The organism is Polynucleobacter sp. JS-Fieb-80-E5 (assembly GCF_018882015.1).
GTDB lineage: Bacteria > Pseudomonadota > Gammaproteobacteria > Burkholderiales > Burkholderiaceae > Polynucleobacter.
This window is the reverse complement of sequence record NZ_JACVPH010000001.1, coordinates 1-19,088: the sequence shown is the minus strand read 5'-3', so window position 1 is coordinate 19,088 and position 19,088 is coordinate 1. Positions and strand designations below refer to the sequence as shown.

General features: G+C 43.7%; 17 protein-coding genes. 6 read left to right on the top strand and 11 right to left on the bottom strand.

Annotated elements, in window-relative coordinates:
• The first annotated feature begins 34 nt into the window (after positions 1-34).
• On the top strand, positions 35-1,291 hold the full coding sequence (locus ICN44_RS00085; protein ID WP_216261869.1) for a serine hydrolase: 1,257 nt from the start codon (positions 35-37) through the stop codon (positions 1,289-1,291).
• Between the two features lie 244 nt (positions 1,292-1,535).
• Here the strand turns inward: ICN44_RS00085 and ICN44_RS00080 are convergent, their stop codons facing one another.
• The 9 genes from ICN44_RS00080 to ICN44_RS00040 form a co-directional block, all read right to left on the bottom strand.
• Complete coding sequence (locus ICN44_RS00080; protein ID WP_216262632.1) at positions 1,536-2,966, bottom strand: IS1182 family transposase; 1,431 nt, start codon at positions 2,964-2,966, stop codon at positions 1,536-1,538.
• A 257-nt stretch (positions 2,967-3,223) separates the two neighbouring features.
• Positions 3,224-4,039 carry a hypothetical protein gene (locus ICN44_RS00075; RefSeq protein ID WP_076024153.1) on the bottom strand — a complete coding sequence of 272 codons (816 nt, stop codon included), beginning with the start codon at positions 4,037-4,039 and terminating at the stop codon, positions 3,224-3,226.
• A gap of 289 nt (positions 4,040-4,328) precedes the next feature.
• The gene (locus ICN44_RS00070) at positions 4,329-4,604 is read right to left on the bottom strand and encodes a hypothetical protein (RefSeq protein WP_216261868.1); all 276 of its coding nucleotides are present in this window, start codon (positions 4,602-4,604) and stop codon (positions 4,329-4,331) included.
• A 213-nt stretch (positions 4,605-4,817) separates the two neighbouring features.
• Positions 4,818-5,120: a hypothetical protein gene (locus ICN44_RS00065; protein ID WP_216261867.1), complete on the bottom strand. Its 303-nt coding sequence runs from the start codon at positions 5,118-5,120 to the stop codon at positions 4,818-4,820.
• A gap of 156 nt (positions 5,121-5,276) precedes the next feature.
• Positions 5,277-7,574, bottom strand: coding sequence for a phage/plasmid primase, P4 family (locus tag ICN44_RS00060; protein WP_216261866.1), 2,298 nt, complete (start codon positions 7,572-7,574; stop codon positions 5,277-5,279).
• On the bottom strand, positions 7,571-7,777 hold the full coding sequence (locus ICN44_RS00055) for an AlpA family transcriptional regulator (RefSeq protein WP_216261865.1): 207 nt from the start codon (positions 7,775-7,777) through the stop codon (positions 7,571-7,573). The genes ICN44_RS00060 and ICN44_RS00055 overlap by 4 nt, the downstream gene beginning before the upstream one ends.
• An 84-nt stretch (positions 7,778-7,861) precedes the next feature.
• Positions 7,862-8,680, bottom strand: a complete 819-nt coding sequence (locus tag ICN44_RS00050) for a hypothetical protein (protein ID WP_216261864.1) — start codon at positions 8,678-8,680, stop codon at positions 7,862-7,864.
• Positions 8,681-8,689: 9 nt separating this feature from the next.
• Positions 8,690-9,898, bottom strand: a complete 1,209-nt coding sequence (locus ICN44_RS00045; RefSeq protein ID WP_216261863.1) for an integrase arm-type DNA-binding domain-containing protein — start codon at positions 9,896-9,898, stop codon at positions 8,690-8,692.
• Between the two features lie 301 nt (positions 9,899-10,199).
• Entirely contained in the window at positions 10,200-10,814 is a 615-nt protein-coding gene (locus ICN44_RS00040; protein WP_216261862.1) for a 3'-5' exonuclease, read from the bottom strand.
• Between the two features lie 171 nt (positions 10,815-10,985).
• Here ICN44_RS00040 and ICN44_RS00035 point away from each other — a divergent pair, with 171 nt between their 5' ends.
• The 3 genes from ICN44_RS00035 to ICN44_RS00025 are packed head-to-tail and all read left to right on the top strand — an operon-like array spanning position 10,986 to position 13,500.
• Positions 10,986-11,753, top strand: coding sequence for a metallophosphoesterase family protein (locus ICN44_RS00035; protein WP_216261860.1), 768 nt, complete (start codon positions 10,986-10,988; stop codon positions 11,751-11,753).
• Positions 11,754-11,812: 59 nt separating this feature from the next.
• Positions 11,813-12,157 (top strand): helix-turn-helix domain-containing protein, encoded by a 345-nt coding sequence (locus tag ICN44_RS00030; protein ID WP_216241977.1) that lies wholly within the window; start codon positions 11,813-11,815, stop codon positions 12,155-12,157.
• Between the two features lie 2 nt (positions 12,158-12,159).
• Positions 12,160-13,500 (top strand): type II toxin-antitoxin system HipA family toxin, encoded by a 1,341-nt coding sequence (locus tag ICN44_RS00025; RefSeq protein WP_216261855.1) that lies wholly within the window; start codon positions 12,160-12,162, stop codon positions 13,498-13,500.
• Positions 13,501-13,572: 72 nt separating this feature from the next.
• On the opposite strand, the gene ICN44_RS00020 is transcribed toward ICN44_RS00025, so the two are convergent.
• Positions 13,573-14,154, bottom strand: coding sequence for a hypothetical protein (locus ICN44_RS00020; protein WP_216261854.1), 582 nt, complete (start codon positions 14,152-14,154; stop codon positions 13,573-13,575).
• 106 nt (positions 14,155-14,260) lie between these two features.
• Positions 14,261-15,214, bottom strand: a complete 954-nt coding sequence (locus ICN44_RS00015) for a hypothetical protein (protein ID WP_216860431.1) — start codon at positions 15,212-15,214, stop codon at positions 14,261-14,263.
• Between the two features lie 46 nt (positions 15,215-15,260).
• Between ICN44_RS00015 and ICN44_RS00010 the strand changes: the two genes are divergently transcribed.
• Together ICN44_RS00010 and ICN44_RS00005 are read left to right on the top strand one after the other, a co-directional pair.
• Entirely contained in the window at positions 15,261-16,721 is a 1,461-nt protein-coding gene (locus ICN44_RS00010) for a sensor histidine kinase (RefSeq protein ID WP_216261852.1), read from the top strand.
• Positions 16,722-16,805: 84 nt separating this feature from the next.
• Entirely contained in the window at positions 16,806-18,911 is a 2,106-nt protein-coding gene (locus ICN44_RS00005; RefSeq protein WP_216261851.1) for an alkyl/aryl-sulfatase, read from the top strand.
• Positions 18,912-19,088 lie beyond the last annotated feature (177 nt).

Here is a 19,088-nt window from a genome sequence, read left to right as displayed (position 1 = left end):
GTTAAAAATTTATTCAAATTGGAAAATTTAAGCCATGGAAAAAAAGTCAGCTACTAGCAGAGATCCAGTAAGCAAGGTACTCGCGGGATATTCGAATTCTGAATTTCAGGCAATGATAGACAATTTTAGATATGAAACCATGTTGTCTGGCGGTGATGTGTCTTTATTTGCCAATACTAGAATTGCATCTTTTCTACATACTACGATCGTGTCACCACGCAAGGTATCCGCTCCTCTGCCTTATGAGCCAAATTCAGGGGTTGGTAAAATTGAAGCAGAAACGGCCTATGGCAAGCTATCACTCGATGACTTTGTGACTAGTCCCAAGAGCTTTATTCAGGCATTCATCGTTGCACATAAAGGCAAGGTAGTTTACGAACGCTATCCTGGTATGAAGCCTACAGATAGTCATTTATGGGCATCGACAGCAAAGCCAATCGCCGGGCTGCTAATAGAGCAGTTGGTGGACGAAGGCAAGATTGACCTGAACAATACGTATAGTAAGTATGTCCCTGACTTTATTGATACTGCATGGGCAAATATCAAGATCATCGATCTTTTCAATATGGCATCGGGTCTTAACATCGTGGAGAATGATGACACGAGAGGTGACCCCACATCGCTAACGACACGCCTGTTTCGCTCCGAGTTTGGCTTTTCTGATCCAGTAAGCAATAAGCTAGAGTCGACCCGTACTATCATGAAGTTAGCCAGCAAAATAAGTGATCCGGGAAAGTGCTTTGATTACAGCTCAATGATTACCCAATCGCTTGTTATCCTTATCGAAGAGGTACTGAATCAGCGTTTTTCAGATGCCGTCGATGAAAGGGTGTTTTCGCATATGTCCTTGGATGGGGATATGCAGATCCATCAGTCTGGCGGCGATCACCTTGAAGGCATCCATGGATTGGTCTCGAGCCGTCTGCGCAATCTAATGCACTTTGGAATGCTTTTCACACCGAGTTGGAATGTGATATCCGATAAGAAGGTGGTTTCTGATGCCGCCCTACATCGGATTCGCAAGGAGTTGCCAAGCCATGAGGTTTATATGAGCGGCTCTGATGGACCTCGATTTATGGCCGCTTTGAATGACTATGTGATTAGCAATAATCGCCAATGGGATGATGTTTTCCCAGATGGTGATATGTTCAAGCTGGGCTTCATGGGCCAAGGCTTGTATGTGTCCCCCGACCGCGATTTAGTCATTTCTTACTTCTCGACCAATCCTGATACGAATCCTGGTCAAGGTTATGTGAGGCCAATCGCAAAGTCTGGTTTATTTGATTTGTAATGGATATAGCCTGGGACCACCTTCGGGTGGTCTTTTCATGGCCGTCTGCTTTGGGTCGAGGCTGTGTAAAAACCCAAAATACTTCCATTAATTTCGATTTAGAGCGTGCACACGGGTTTTGGTTTCTCAATAAAGCGCCCTGAGGGGCTTAAGCATCCTGTTTCGGTAAATATTGGTTTTTTATTAACACCTCATAGAGGCGTTAATCAGGCCTGCTTATTACAGATTGAGTAAGGCTCTCGCCTTACGTCGCCATCGCCTTCATTAGATTGCTGCTACCCATGATGTTCATCACTCGTTTAAGGTTGTAAGCCAGGATATGTAGACTCATTTCTGTACTGACGTGCTCTTTGGTTTTGGTTAAGAAGTGCGTTGCCCCCATCCAACTCTTGAGTGTTCCAAAAGTATGCTCAATCGTGCAACGCCTAATCTTCATCGCATCAGGCATGGCTTCTAGGTTGCCCTGCATTTGATCTAGCATTACTTCATGTTCCCAGCGCTTGACTCTTCTGTTTGTTCCGGTAGTGCACTGAGGCTTTAAGGCACAGGTTTTGCAGCTCGAGCTCCAGTATGCAATCAGATTCTTACCATGCTCCACGGTTTTAAATCGCTCTATTAATGCTTGCCCTGCAGGGCACTCGTATTCATTTTTATCGGGGTGGTAGATAAACGCATTCTTATCAAACAGACCACTAGATCGATTGCTAGAGGTTTTGCATTTGGGGATGATGGGAGTGACACCCAAGTCCATGCAGTCTTTGATTTGTTCACCACTGTAATAACCCTTGTCTGCCACTACGGTCAGCTGCGTTACTTGCAGCGCTTCTTTGACTTGGTTAGCTATCGCAGCCAGGCTGCTTCGATCATGCCCGACATTAGTTAACTCATGGGCTACGATGAGATGATTCTTGGTATCTACAGCAGCTTGCACGTTATAACCCACGATACCGCCTCCGCGGTGTTGCATCGACCGGGCATCGGGATCACTCATGGAGATCTGTTTATCTGGTGCTGCTTGTACTTTTTCTTCAATAGCTTGTAGCTGTGCCATCTGGGCTTTAAACAACTCGATACGCTGCGCTAACCTCGCTTGATGTGGAGTCGACCCCGTAGGAGAGCGCAGATCAGCTGCCTCTAAGTCTTTTAAGTACTGCGCAATACTAGCTTCAGCTTCTTGGATACGACGTTTGATCTTGGCCTGGGTGAAGTTCTGATCGGAGCTGTTCACTGCTTTGAACTTACTGCCATCAACTGCCACCATCGCGTCGGCAAATAAATTCATCTGGCGGCACAGTTCAATAAACTGGGCGCAGACTTTACGGATGGCTTTGCCGTTCTCCCTGCGGAAGTTCGCGATGGTCTTAAAGTCAGGAGCTAAGCGGGCAATGAGCCACATGAGTTCAACATTACGTAGCGCTTCGGTTTCTAGGCGACGAGTCGATGCAATACGGTTAAGGTATCCATAAACATACAACTTCAACAGCACTGCAGGATGATAGGACGGCCTACCAGTATCAGCAGGAACTACTCCTTCAAAACCTAAGCTGGCTAAATCAAGCTGGTCAACAAAGAGGTCAATGACGCGTACGGGGTTTTCTTCGGTGATGTACTCATCAAGTAACTCTGGTAACAGCGTACTTTGGGTTCGATCTTGGCCAGTAATGAATCGTTTCATCTTCATGAACACCCGTTAATTAGTGATATTGAATTAACGTTTGAGGGTGCTTAGGTGTTTACAAAAACAGGGAGATTATTGGGGGTTTTTACACAGCCTCGGTCGATATTTGCCTGCGGTGACTAAGCTGTATTAACGTCTGCTTTGGGTTCGTTAGCTGCCGTTGATTGCGGAGGTATCCGCCAATGGCTCTTGCTTTACGACTCTATGCGGCGAGTATTTGGGCGGTTATTAATAAAAGTTACCAAAAGGTTAGTTTAAATTGGGCTAATTTCTTGATATTTTCTGATTACTTCAATAGCAGCTTCTAATTCATCATCTGTTAAAGCTCTAAATTCACTTGCCCCATTGAATCCCTTGTACTGCGGATTGGTTCCTAGCTGTAGTAGCTTAGATTCCAATTCACTTGCGTGCACTGTTACTTTAATCAATATAACAATATCGAAATCCATGCCAGCAAACCGCGCTACTTCGCTAATGCGCCTATCTTCTAGTCGTGCAGAAGTTGTTCCAAATTTATATACCTGTAGGCCATTGAATACATGACCAATAGCTTTCCAAATGTAGACTGCATCACTATCGCTTGAAGGGTTGAAATCCATATGGCTACAAATTTCATCTAACCACCCATTCACATCTGCCCCATGATATGCGCTTGAGTTTGCTAACGAAAATGCACGGCGATTCATATATTTCCGTGCCTCAGCAGCGCAATTATCTTTGTTTAGCCAATGACCGTTAGGTAATTTGCCAGCTTCCATATGACTGCATATTTGATCTAACAATCCTCTTCGTGAGGCGGTGAGAAATGCTGGATTAGATCTTTGACGAAAATCAACTTTATTATTGTATTTGAGCGCTTCAGCATGGAGTGTTTCAGGAGTCCAATATCCTTTGGGGTTCTTGAGTTTAATCATATGTCCACATATGGCATCACGCAGTTTTAGTAATCCAGCCGCTTTGTATGCTGCACCGTTCTTTTGCTGAAATTCTTGGCGTGTTTGGTATTTGAGCGCCTCAACTCGCAGCGTCTCAAGATTCCAATATCCGTTGGGGCGTTTAGCTTGTTTCATCGTCAATAATTTAAATTTAACACTTGCTGTGTGACTGTGATTAAATTAATGTGGAGGAGGCACCGTCCGCCAAGGGGCGTTTAATACTATAGCTCGAAGAACATTTCCTCTATTGTTACCAAAGAAGTTACCAGTTGTGCGGCTTGGAGTACATCGGTTTGCGGAACTAATTTCAGATCAATTGAGATAGCGGGGCAGGCCCCCGCCTTCTTTATAAGTCGATACCCCATTTTTACTCGAAGGGCTTACCTCCCCTAGATGGTACCTATGAAAGCAAGCCCGTTTCTTTTTAGTCAAATACACCTAAATGCTCTGCAATTCGTTCAGTTGACTCCTTTGTAATGAACGCGTTTGGTTGCGGCGCATTTAATTGCTCGCCTAATGATTTCGCTTGGTTGAGCATCCATTGCACATGCCTGGCGATTTGTAGTCGATAGGCAGCGGGTAGGTTAATTTGAGAGATTGTTAACCTGAGCCGGTTTGCTGATATGTGAAACACGTAGGCAAGCTCTGCAATTTCGGCATTAGTTGTCAACTTGTTGCGTTTCTTAGTTCTTTTTTGCATCTTTTTCTACCTTTTAATCAAGTTTTTGCCAGTTTTAGTTTGTTTCTGAATCATTTTTCATCTGGCAATTTTTATTTTTTAAAATGCAATCACCAAACCCAATCAACTTTTGAGAACATTGTTGAGTTGGTGATGTGCCTATTTATTAACAATTGGGACAAGGGGCTAAAAATCACGTCTAAACGTGACCTAGACTCTCGCGCCCGCGTAGCGCTATGAGCTCAGATCCGGAAAGATCTCATGGGCCTCATCCATTCCCATATCTAATGCATCCAGTACGAACCGAGTACCCGCAAGCATTCCACTATTGAATCCATGAGTCCAGTCACCAGCAATGGTTGAGCGTAGATCACTCGTCTCATCGGGATACTCTTTTTCTAAACTTTCAGCAGCCACTCTCACTCCTTCGATGGTTGCTATCTGCTCGGCTGACTTTCTGGCATACCAGACAAGCATTTCGTACTTGCGCTCAAATTGTTTGATCTCATTAATAAGTTGCTGTTTTGTTGCTTTCATTTTTCATATCCTAGTTATTTGAATTTGACTATCTTGGTGACAATGGTGACGAAATATGAGTCGTTTCCTAAAAGTTCTTCACAAGAGAAATACTTGAGATACTTTTGGGAATTGGGTATCAAATCGTCACTATCGTCACCACCAGACTTTTCGCCGCTAAAAGCCTATTCGTTTCCATTCCTTTTGCGCTGCTTCATTAAGTTCTAGACCAACGTAAAAGCGTTTAGTATCCCCATGAGTCTTTATTCGCTTTGTATCTACCCCGCGACTACCTAATTGGCGTGTAAATGACTTCTGAGTAGCAGAGTGGGTGCCATTACTTCGAGCCCAGATTTGATAGGTTCCAAATACGGCTTTTTGAGACTCGGTTTTACCTGCTCCCACCTCGCAACAGTCCTCCAAGAATTCGCCTAGCATGTCTGACTCATCTTGATAAACGCGACTAGCATCTTCAATGCGCTTAGGCGCTGATAAGCGTTCCTGTTGCCATCGATGGCAGCCATCAATCATCCAGGCCAAAATGCCTTCCTTTTCAGCTAGGAGCTTGTCTTCAAGCTTATGGTCGGTTCGATCTTCGGGCACTTGATATTCAAATGGGATTAATCTCATCCGGCGCCATGCACCGTTGCTGCTATCAGTAATGATGGGTTTGTAGTTGCCACGCAGCCAAATCTTGAACTGAGGCCAAAACTCAAAAAACTCCGCATACATAAATCGTGCAGTAATCTTTTCGGTTGAGACTAATGCTTTGAGCTTTTGATCATCGAGCCTTTGGTTCTCACGTGTTTCATTGGCCATTACTAAGCGAGCGCCCGCCAAACGAGCGACATCATTAGTAGCACCAGACTCCTTGAGTGCCAGTAGATCAAAGTTGGCGGTCTGCACATAGTCGCCCATGATCTTGACAATGACGTTCGCCATGACCGACTTACCATTTTTGCCATGCCCATAGCAAAAATGAAGTAATTCCTCAGATACATCGCCAGTTAAGGAGTAGCCCAAGGCTTTTTGGATGTAGTTAATAACATCCTGGTCGCCAATAAAGATTTCATCCAAGAACTTAAGCCAAAGAGGGCAGGTCGCGATACGGTTGTAATTTGCATGTACTTGTCTGCTAATAAGCAATTTGGGATCGGCAGGTATTAACTTCATCGCTTTAAGGTCATACACGCCATTACTAACGCCTAGTAGCATTGGCTGGCTATCTAAGTCGCTAATATTGCTAATGCTCATTCCCGGTTCGCTGGTGGCTAACTCCAGCATGGCAATGATGCGCCCGTTATTGCGAATAGTTTTAGCATGTGACTGCCATGCTTTTGAAGTTGCCCCTGTTGGATCAAGCTTAAATAGTTCACCTGCTTTGTCCATGATTTGTTCTGCAACCAACTTCGCAGCACCAATTTGTTCATCTTTTTGACACCATTCCCAGCGCATGCCGGTAAACCGTAACCATTTGCGATTGGAGTGACAAAACAAGAACTCACCTTCAAACATTGACCTGAAAAACCGTGCATTATCAAGGTCGCCCATAATGTGGGTTTGAGTTTGGGTTATCTCTTGGCGTACTAATTGCAGCAACCATCTGAAGGTTTTGTTAAGACGATTGGGGTTGATCTTGGCACTCCTCCAAAGTGTCTCAACTTCAGTGGGGTTGTACATTTCAGGCATACGTTGGCTGTACTCATGAAAAAGCTCTAACCCTTCGACACTGCCACCTGTTTGGTGGTGCAGCGCAAAGCAGACATCACGCCAGTTATCCCTGTCCGCAAAATCTTTAAGTCTTGGTAATAGCTCAGTTCTGATTCGCTCAATATCCCAACTGGCAACTGGTATGTTGTGATCAAATGGAACTTCTTGGTTAATGAAGGTGTTGGTATTCTCAGAACCATTAAGTAATTTGCGCCATTTGTGTAACTCGGAAAAGTCTTGCGATTCTCCTATGGTGTAGCTGGCATCATCAATAACATCCCCGGTAACCATTACAAAGGTACCGCCGCAAAGTACATCTATACCTGAGCCATCGGCAAACTTACCTCGCTTGGTTCCAAGATCCCAGCCATGAATCTTGACGAATATATGTAAGCCAGTTTTACTTACTGACTTTTCAACAAAGCCATGAAGGCTGGCAAGAATATCCTTAGCAAAAGGCTTTAAATCGTTGCCGCTAAATGCTTTGTCTAAATCAACGCACATATACTCCGTGTCGCTTAAAACAAACCCTAGGCCCTGAAAGCGCTGCTCAGATGGCTTTAATAGCAATTCGGCATCTAGCAAAGCTTTTGCCGCCGCAAAGGGTAGGCGATTCGTTGGCTTGCTCCACGTACAATCAATTGCAATACCTTGGTTAATTCTGACGGGAACCTTATCAAAGCCGCCATTTGGCTTTGGCCTTAATGCAACCAGAACCCAGTTGTCGATCGCATTTAATTCATCTGGCATTTGATCTAAGTTCATGCAGCCTCCTTGTGCGAATTGGGGTTGCAAAAGCTTTCGATCCAAGAATCGACGTCAGCCTCTTTCCAGACGCTGATGGCCGGTGAAATCTTTATGGGTTTTGGAAACTCACCTTTGGCAATCTTCAGCCATAAGGTGCTTTTAGCGAGGGTTGTTTTATTTGCTACGTCGCTAATTCGTAAGAGTTTGATACTTGACTTCATTTATGTCCCTTTGGGGTTGGTTATACATAAATGAATTGTCGAATTTAAGGCATGCTTTAGGGATTCATAACTTAAGTTGCGTATTTATTTTTTAGTTGTTGCTTTTTGACCTGATTGCTCCTCATAAAAACTACGAATGGTTGTTGTAGCCCAATCTTCACGGGCCTTTTCCTGCATTACATATTCAAGATCTGCCTTGGATAACAGTTTCTCTTCAGCGCTTAATTTTGGTTTTCTGATGTAGGTTGGTTTGCTTTTGAGTATGTCAATCATCCTTGTGAACTGCCTAAATGTTGGCTTTCCTGCCCCCGTTTTTAGAGCTTCCTGCGATGCTAATTTGTAAATCTTCATTAACGCAGCATCATTGTCTGCAAAGCGTTTTTTTATGGAACTGGATGCACGAGAGCCTTTTTGAAGACGCTTTTCTTGTGACTGTATAAATAGTGACCTGAGGTGTGATACCTCGTTTAGGGTCAGCGAATGGCGTGCACCAGTAATTTCTAGTTCGATGAGGAGGTGTGCGGCCAATTCAGAAAGTTGTACTTTATTACATGCATTAAACATCTCACTCAATTCTTTTCCGTAGCGCTCTCGTTGTGTTGTGTCGGCGTATTTTATTATTGGATTTGTATTGTTCAGAGCATTTGCAAATGAGCTTATCCATTGCTGAGATGCCAATATGTTTTTTTCGGTAGCTTTGGTGGTTGTGGGGGCAATTGTGCCTACAATCTCCGTGTACCCCTCATTGGCAATCTTTGTGATTTCGTCATAGTCTTTGGTCACCCAGGCAGTTCTGAGTCTCAGAAGGTATTGATTCGGTGGAAATGCTTCATCGAATACTCCATCTTTATCGATAACCTTTTGAATTTCAGCGTCAATCATTTGTATAAATTCTTCGCTCATATATTTTCCTTAGGCTGCCTTTAGTTCTATAACATTATGATTAACGACATTGCAATATTGCTCCCAGTCATTTAATAACAATCGACGTTTCTCAAGCAAGTCTTTTCTTCGGTAGGCTGCCTCAACTTTATTTCCGATAACGTGTGCAAGTGCCATTTCTGCAACCTCAGATGGGTGATTAGTTTCTTCACTTACCCAATCCCTAAATGAAGACCTAAATCCGTGCACTGTTGCTTCTAGGTCGAATTTCCTGAGTGCCATTGGCATGGCCATATTGGTAAGTTTATTTCCGTTGCGTGAAAATAAGTATTTGCTGTCCTCATCTTTCACTTTTGCGATAGCTAATATCTCTAGGGATCGCTTGCAAAGTGGCACTCGATGCTCCTTTTTAGCCTTCATGCGATTGCCCGGAATAATCCATATATCTCCTTGGATTTCACTTCTAAGCCCACCAATAACTTCACCAGTTCTGGAGGCGTTGAGAATTGTGAACTCCAGAGCAAGGGCACCCATTGTGTCCATCTCCCGTAGTTGAGCAATTAAGTCCGGGACTTGGCGATATGGAAGGGCTTTGTGGTGCTGGACATTTTTGATCTTATTGGGAGCTGGCAAGATCGTTTGCAAATAACCTCTCCACAAGGCTGGATTGACGCCTGAACGAAGTTTGCGTGTTGTAGCTGATGCAAGAATCCACTCTAGTCTTCCGCGAAGTCTTGAAGCAGTTTCGGTCTTAATATTCCAGATGGGTGTGAGAATCTTGAGAATGTCATCCATCTCAATTTCATCAAGATGCATGTCTCCAATCACGGGGTAGGCAAATTCTTCTAGCGTGTATTGCCATTGATCACCATGCTTTTGATTTGTCCATTCAGCACGCTTGATCTGGATACAGGAGTGGGCAAAGTCTCTAAAGACTAATTTCTTGGTTTTAGAAGCTATTTGTAGGACCTTAGAGGCGTTCTTAGTGGCAACAGGGTTAGTGCCATTACTAAGTTGGTCGCGGGCCTGTTGCGCCTTAATACGAGCTTCAGCTACTGATAGAGCGGGGAAGGATCCTAAGCTAATGTTGTGTTGTTTGCTATCGTGCGTATATCGGAAGATCCAATACTTGTTACCGCTAGGCTTTATCCAGATATGCAGCCCTCTGATTAAGGCATCTGTATACCGACCAGGCGTTTTAAGATTTTTGACCGTTTGATGGTCTAGCTTGATTGTCATATTATTTCTCCAATAGTTACCAAAGTTTGTTACCAAGATCCATCTCTGGAATGAGGTGGATCGATTTAGATTCCATCGTATGACTTCAAGCCTTTTTCAGGCATTCATCACTTAAGTAATGAATATTTCTTTATTTAGAACAGTAAGATGTGGTGTCTAAGGTGGTATAAAGGAGTCGAATAGGGTGCAAAGCCATACACCGTATAGCCTAGCCACCTCTTCCGCCATATACGACAGCAGAGCCTCTAACCATGGGGCTCTTTGTTTTTGGGGCTCTTCTACCCACCCTTTAATCTTGGCTTTATGATCCCCAGTGAATTTTCTTGGCATCTGTTACCAATTGATAGTGTTGGTTTTGTCTTTCCAGGATAGCGAAGAAAAGTCGTAGCGTATTAAAGGCATCATCATCCGCTCGGTGGGTTATGCCGTCAAAATGAAGCCTAAAGCTAGCAAGCGCAGATGACAGTCCGCCACTTGGTTTCTTTCCTATTGCCAGCATATGCAAGGTGTACCAAGTTTTTACATCAATCCATCTACGCCCAAAATAGGGAAAATGAACGCCTCGATTTTTGAACTCAAGCTTCAACTCTGTTGAATCGCCACCACCCCAGCTAATCGGGTTGATGAAGCACTGGTGAACTTCGATCAACTCGCCGATTTCTTTGGCGACCTGTTCATGAGGCACGGCATTTTTGAGGATGTCTTCATTAGATATGCCGGTCAAACTGGTAATGAATTCGAAGATAGGCTCTTGCGGATCTAAATACCATTTGTACTTAGCAATACTGTTATTTTTGTAATTTAAATAACTTCCAATCGCAACTCCCACCTGAATGATCTTGGGATGTACGGTTGTATTATCTTGCGCATTATTCAGTTCAAGATCTAACGAAAAATAACACTGTTTTTGATCCATTTTTTTCTACATTGAGTTGGCGAGTTTGTAATTTAGGTTGTAGCAGTGTAGTAGTCAACTATATCCTCAATGCCTTGTAGGACGGCATGGTTAATTGATTCAATACAATCCTTGCCTTAAGAAGAGATTCATCTTCTTAATTCCAATGTAAAAATTTATCAAATAGTGCATATGAAAATTCATATTTTGAGCGACCTTCACTTAGAGTTTGCCGCTTTCAATCCCGAGCCAACTGATGCGGATGTTGTGGTTCTAGCAGGAGATATTGATGTCCGCTCTAGTGGTGTTGGATGGGCGCGTGATACCTTTCCAGATCAGGAAATTATCTATGTTGCCGGAAATCATGAGTTTTATGGATCTCAGCGACTTGAACTTATTTCGAAGTTACAAGAGCAATGCGTGCTTTATGAAGTTCATTTTTTAGATGATCGAGCAATTCAGTTGCAAAGTGCTAATGATAAAAAACCCGTCCGTTTTTTAGGTGCCACCTTATGGACAGATTTCTTATTGTTTGACGATGAGTTGAGAGAAAAATGCATCATGTATGGCGAAATGTATTTAAATGATTTCAGGAGAATCGGTGATGGACGAATTGGCTTCTCGCCACAAAAGTCGATCCAATTGCATGAGCAGTCACTCTTTTTTCTTAGGGGAGAGTTGGATGTTCCTTTCGATGGTGAGACTGTAGTTATCACCCATCATCTTCCCTCAATGCATTCTGTTGCAGAGCGTTATAAACCTGATTTGTTGTCAGCGTGTTTTGCATCAGAGTTATCGTATTTATTTGGAAAGATGTCGCTTTGGATTCATGGTCATACCCATGACTCTTGTGATTATGAAATGAACGGCACTAGAGTGGTGTGCAATCCTCGCGGCTATGTTCGCTCTAGCCATGCGGAAAATCCAGAGTTCAACCCTTCATTGATCGTTGAGGTCTGAACGACAAAAAGGGTCGGTGTCGGTAAGCTTACACTGTTATTTACAATTTAAAAGTTGTTATGTTAATATACAAAACATATGTTGTTATTGTGCATTACAATTTAAAAGTTGTATTATTAGCGAGGCTGCAGATGATTTATCAAATTCAAACCCTAGAGACCTTGAAATTATTCATTAGGGCTTTCCGAAAGCAAAAGGGGGTGACTCAGGCCGATATGGCGCAAAAGCTCGGAATTAGTCAGCAAGCTTATGCGCGTTTTGAGGGCAATCCGCAATTAGCCACTCTTGAAAGATTGTTCCTGGTCTTGCGGATCCTGGATGTCAAAATATCACTGGAACAGATTATTAAAAACTCAAAAGAAGCAAAAACCAACATGAAATCTGAGTCCAAGGAGATTTGGTAGTCATGGCAGCTCGCACAAAATCAAGAGGCCTAACCATTTGGATGAATGGTGTTCAAGTGGGCACTTGGCAAATCACAAGACAACTTGAAAGCTTCTCCTATTCTAATGAATGGATTATGCGGGCAGAAGCAAGACCCTTATCGCTATCTCTTCCTTTCTTGCCGGGTAATGCGGCGCATCAAGGCGATCCTGTTAATTATTATTTTGATAACTTATTGCCTGATAGTGACGTGATTCGTAGGAGGTTAGCGAGTCGTTATCAGGTAAAAAGTTTGGGCGCCTTTGACTTGTTATCTCAGCTTGGTCGCGATTGTGTTGGGGCTATACAGCTCCTGCCCGATGGTGAGTTGCCAGCAGAAATTTATCAAATTCAAGGTCGAGCATTGAGTAATGAGGAGATTGCAGATCATCTTCGTCGCGTCTCGTCGGATTCAGTTTTCAGGCAAGCAGAGCAAAGCAATGATTTAAGACTATCCATAGCCGGTGCGCAAGAAAAAACTGCGCTACTTAAGTGCGATGGACGTTGGCTCTTGCCTCAAGGTAGCACTCCAACTACACATATTTTGAAATTGCCCTTGGGTTTGGTTGGTCATATGCGTGCTGACATGCGCACATCGGTTGAGAATGAGTGGCTCTGCTCTAAAATTATGGCTGCATATGGTATTCCAACTGCTTTCTGTGAAATTAATTCTTTTGAGGATCAAAAAGTATTGATCATTGAGCGCTTTGACCGGAGATTAGCTGCTGATGGGCAATGGATTATGCGTCTCCCTCAGGAGGATTTTTGTCAGGCAATGGGCATATCGCCAATGAGCAAATATCAAGCGGATGGAGGTCCGAGTATCACATCTGCAATGAAGTTATTGCTGGGGTCGGTGAACGCAGAGCAAGATCGAATACATTTTTTTAAAACACAAATTATTTTTTGGATCTTAGCTGCAACTGATGGACATGGTAAAAACTTTAGCATTGCGCATCTGCCGGGCTCTCAATACCAAGCAACTCCAATTTATGACGTGTTATCAGCGCACCCAGTAATAGGTTTTGGGGCAAATCAAATGGCACCCCAAAAAGCGAAGCTAGCAATGGCTGTTCGGGGATCGTCCAACTACTACCTGCTAGATAAAATTCACTATAGACACTGGCTGGCTCAGGCTCAGCAGGCAGGTCTTGGTGCTGATGTAGCACAGCAATTAATTGGCGAAGTTATTGAGATGACTGGGTTTGTCATCAACCAAGTAAGGTCGAGCATTACAGGGCCATTTCCAATGGATGTGGCGGAGTCAATTTTTATGGGTATGGAAGAGAAGGTCCAAATGTTAGCCTCCCAATTTTCAACCTAGAAAATACAAACCCCAGCAAGTTCACACTTGCTGGGGTTTTGTCTTTCTAGTAACTAGAAAAGCGTTATTGCATTACTTCTTAGCAGCTGGTGCGCTTACTGCTGCAGCAATCGCTTCTGTGTAAACCACTTTTACTTGATCGTTTACGGCGATATCTTTCATCAAGTCAGGGTTCTGAACCTTAACCTTGAAGATGTTTCCTTGTGGACCTTTTAAAGAAACGATATTTTTAGCTGCATCAATCGCTTCAACATTAGCAGTTGCAGTAATGGTTTTAGTAGTAATCATGCCTGGCTTATCGCCTTGTGGGGCAGTTGTAGTGCTAGTGCTAACTTGTTCGCTAGTTGTGCCTGGATTTTTTACCTTAACCAACTCAATAGCTACAGCAAGTTCATAGACAACGTCGAAATGATCGCCCACTTTAATTTCTGCAAAGTTCTTTACTTCAGGACCAGCAACGATAGAGGTTTCACCATCTTTGTTCTTGAGTGTAACTGTGCGAGTTGCAGCATCAATTTTAGTCACTTCGCCATCATAAATAAGCGCGGATTCTTGAGCAGCTACGCCAGCAATCGGAGCTTTTGGTTTTGTGAGGTAAAAGTAGCCGCCAACTGCAATTGCAGCAATGACGATAGCAATGATAATTTTTTTCATAATAATTTGATCCTTAAGGATGTTGAAAGAGCATCACCATTAAGTGGCGATGCGGAAATGAGTAAATACCAGTAAGTTAGCATTTGTAACTATTGTATTACCCATATTAGAAGCTGGCAGCCAAGCCAATGGAGGTTCCGTGCACATTTTGACCAAATTGGTAGCGAAACACCACTCTGATGCGAGTAAAAATAGGATCAGATGCGCTACGATCTAGTTCAATGCCAGTGCCTACAGAAGATAGGGAGTTAAATCCCAGAGCCCCTCGTAAGTCGCCCAGGAATTCGGTATGCGCCACTTCAAATACCGCTCGTAATGGTCTATCTAACAATGTAATTGGGGTTGGGATACGACTGCGAGCCCAAAGCGCCAGACTTTGCGAATCAGCTGAACCTTGAACTGCAGTAGAGGTGTCAAATGTTTGCACCGGAATATTGGTGTAACGCAGCTCTACATCAATTTCTTGATCGAGTTGGTAGTTCTCATAGTCCAGCATGACCGACCCGCCCAGACCATACGAGTTCATACGGCCGCCATTGAGGAACTGTAAGTCAACGCCTTTCTGATTTTGAATGACTCTAGATGCAATCGAAAGGTCGCTTTCTAAATGCCCCAGCATGACATTGGCAATTGGGCGGAAGCGCAATTCATTGGTGATCGGAAAATCCCAACCAATACCGCCGGTACCTGTGATGCTGTTCCAATGAACTGGTACCGTAACGGATGTATTAGCGATTCCATCAGTAAACGTTGGGTTATATCGATTAACTGCTAAGGTCCCCTCTAAATACAGAGGAAAGTTTGCGCTAATTCGATCACCACCTCCTAGAGAAATCATTTGCAAGTCAGAATTATCGCCACCATTGTTACGGATCGACAACGATCCTGTTGTCACATCCGGTGTGAGTGAATAACCCGTAATCGTCATAAAAGCATCAGCGCGCTTTTTGAGGTAGTTGTTAGCGGCGTTATAAAAAGCCGATTGGGCATGAGCAAAGCCAATCCCAGCGACTAATAGGGTGACAAAGAAAAGAAGCTGGGATCTACTAAAAAGCTGCATGACACGCATTTTAGCGAATCAATTCAGTAGATGTACCATAGCAATTATGAAGCTGCTCATTTCTATTTACTTCTTTATTCTGGCCGTTATTCAGATGGGCCTATTTTTTGGAATCTATCACTATTACCGCTCTCAGAACCTCCTAAGACCCAGTTTGTATTGGATGTCCTCCCTGCTAGTGAATGTGGTTGGGTTGTTTATTTTTGGGACGGGAATTATTACCATCCAAAATATTGCTAATCCAGAATTTAATTTCACTGTAGCAAATACCTTCTTCTATATAGCAACGATGCTGCAAGTATTATTTTGTCGGTCACTCAATCATGAGGTTTCTAAACGAGTAAAGATAGCTGCCTCAGTTTCAGTCCTCATTTTTATTGCCGTATTTGATTCCATGCGTCTATATGGATCTTTTGAAAGTCGCACTGCGGTAATGGCGGGGCTTGCTAGTATTTTTTATTGCTGGCAAATATATGAGCTAGGCAAGAAGAGAAAATCTTCTCCATCCAAGCAATTGGTTTATATGCAATATGCCAATTTTGCTGAAATGTTTTTTGCTTTAGGGCGATTCCTCATTATGGTCGCCTCGGCCTTCACGATCCGTCAAGTTGATCAAATTCCTCAGCTTCTGATTCTGTTTACCATTGCTCAGCTGGTGATGAATACCCTATCCTACATTGCAATTGGGGGTTATTGGGCCGAACAAATCACCATTGCCAATATCAACGCAACCAATGAGAGTCAATCTACTAAAGCGCTATTACAGGAGCGAGAAATCTTAATTGCTTCACTGCTAAAGGCTAATAAAACCGCTAGTACTGGTGCTTTGTCGGCCTCTATTGCGCATGAGCTCAATCAGCCATTAGGTGCCTCCGGTCTGAATATTCAGTTTTTACAAAAGAAGCTATCGGAAGGAGAATTGAATCCTAACTTACAGGGAGAAGTTTTGGATTCTTTGTTGGCAGACAATCAGCGTGCAGCAAGTATTATTCGCTCCCTTAGATCGGTATTCGCCGATGAAAAGATGGTATCTACCAAAATTAACCTTGCTGAATTAATTGATTTAGTGCTTACCATTGCTCGCCCAGAAATTGTTAAGCAGAATATTCAGATGGTTCTTAAGCTAGAGGAAAACTTGTTTATCACCGCTAATAAGGGAGAGCTTCAACAAGTGCTATTGAATTTAGTGATCAACGCAATTGATGCATTGAACTTGACAGAGAATTCAAATAAATTAATCACGATTCGAGGTCAGCACAGCGGCGCTGGTGTTCAAATTTCGATCTCAGACACAGGTTCAGGTATTGATGAAAATGTTCAGGCCCACATGTTTGAGCTGCTTTCAACTACTAAGGGTTCCGGTATGGGAATTGGCCTTTGGCTATGTAAGCATATTGTAATGAGGCAAGGGGGATCTATCTGGTTTGAGTCATTCCCTGGCAAAGGAACAACGTTTTTTGTTGGTTTACCTGTTATTGCGTCCTACGCAATCTCATTTCCTGAGTAGACTGACATTAGCTGTAGAGCTAATTGCCATTGATTAGCTCAAACATATCATTGAAGTAATAAAACACTCTTACTTTAGGCTCTTATGAAAATCAAACTCACACAGTTTTCGGTAGCGGCAATATTAATGACCTCTGGGTTGGCAATGGCGGCAGGGGGTGGTGGTGTAGTGGCGGATCCAGGCGCTATGCAGGGGACGCATTTCGATTCAAAAGGTAAGGCGCCATCAAGCTATACCGTTGAACTGCAAAATGGATTACGTAAGACGCTGCCTTTCGAAGATCAGCGTGATTTTGAGGAATCCAAAAAAGGTTTCATAGCAGCGCCTGCTTATAAAACCATCATGGCTGATGCCGGCAATGTGGCATGGGACATGGGTAGCTATGAATTCCTTCTGCAAGGCAAAGACTTTGATAGCGTGCATCCTTCGTTACAACGTCAAGCCATTCTCAATATGGGATACGGCTTGTACGAAGTGGTTCCAGGAAAGATTTATCAAGTACGGGGCTTTGACTTAGCCAACATTAGCTTTATTAAGACGAATACGGGCTGGATTGTGTTTGATCCATTGACCGCCAAAGAAACAGCTCGTGCTGCACTAGAGCTCGTAAATGAAAAGCTTGGTAAGCGCCCAGTCGTAGCAGTGGTCTATTCGCATTCGCATGGCGACCACTTTGGCGGTGTACGTGGCGTTGTCGATGAGGCAGATGTGAAGAGTGGCAAAGTAAAGGTCATTGCGCCAGCTGGCTTTATGGATCATGCTATTGCTGAAAACGTCTACGCAGGCAATGCCATGACCCGCAGAATGTACTTTCAGTACGGCGTATTATTGCCCCGCAGCCCATTTGGGCACGTCGATCAATCCATTGGCAAAAACACTGCTGCTGGTAATTTGGGGTTGATTGAGCCTAACGTCTATATCAATCAGCCTTATGAAAAAATGACGGTCGATGGCATGGAAATGGAATTCCAAAACACTCCGGGCACTGAAGCTCCTGCGGAGATGAATACCTACTTTCCGCAATTTAAAGCATTCTGGGCGGCAGAAAATATCACGGGAACGATTCACAATATCTATACCTTGCGCGGCGCCTTGGTGCGCGACTCATTGGCATGGTCTAAGAATATTAACAATGCGTTATATCGCTATGGCAATGAGAGTGAAGTGATGTTTGCATCGCATACCTGGCCACGCTGGGGTAATGAACGCATTCAGGAAGTAATGCGCACGCAACGCGATAGTTATGCTCACCTGCATAACGAAGTGCTCCACCTAGCAAACAATGGCGTCACTATTAATGAAATTCAGAACGTTTACAAGCAGCCTGAGAGCTTGAAGAAGCAGTGGGCTGCCCATAGCTATCATGGCTCTGAGGAGCACAATAGCCGCGCTGTGATTAATCGCTACCTTGGTTACTGGGATGCCAACCCAGCAACATTAGCGCCGTTGTCACCAAAAGATTCCGCGCCTTTATATGTGGAGATGATGGGTGGCTCGGCCAAGATCATGGCTAAGGGCAAAGAGCTCTATAAGCAGGGCAAATACCGTGAAGCTATGGAAATTGTTAACAAGTTGGTTTATGCGCAACCGAACAATACGGCCGCCAAAGACTTGCTGGCAGATATTTTTGAGCAGATTGGCTACCAAAAAGAAAGTCCAAGTATGCGCAATAGCTTCTTGGGAGCTGCTTATGAATTGCGTCATGGTATGCCTTCAGGGACGTCACCGAAATCCAATGGTCCAGACATGATTAAAGGCATGACAACCGAACTCTGGCTCAATGCTTTGGCTATCAGTATGGACAGCAAGAAAGCGGCGGACATGAACTTTGTAATCAATCTCTCTACACCAGACAATGGCGAAAAATTTGTGATTGAGATGAGCAATTCTGCTTTAACCAACATTAAAGGTCAGCAGGCCAAGAATCCAAATCTGACTATCACATTAAATCGCAGTGATCTCGAACGGGTGATGGGTGGACAGACAACGTTTGAAAAGTTGCTAGCTGAAGGTAGGGTGAAGTTCGATGGTGATCGCAAATCATTCGATCAACTCAGAAGCACCTTGACGGTCTTTGTGCCTGATTTTGAACTCATGCCAGGCACTAAAGGTAAGGCGGCTCCTAAGCCAGCTGCTCCAGCCAAAGATCCATTCTCGGCACAGGAGATGGCTATTACTGCTGGCGAGTAACCAAGGCAGCTAAGGTAATTAGACTTCTCTATAACTAAAAAGGGCTCTGCTGAACTGACCCACAAAAGTTGGACACCCAATCCAACTCAACAGGGTCAGTCTCATGTCCAAATACAGCAAAGAGTTCAAGCTAGTAGTCATTGAGCATTACCTCTCCGGTAGGGGTGGTTTTAAAAC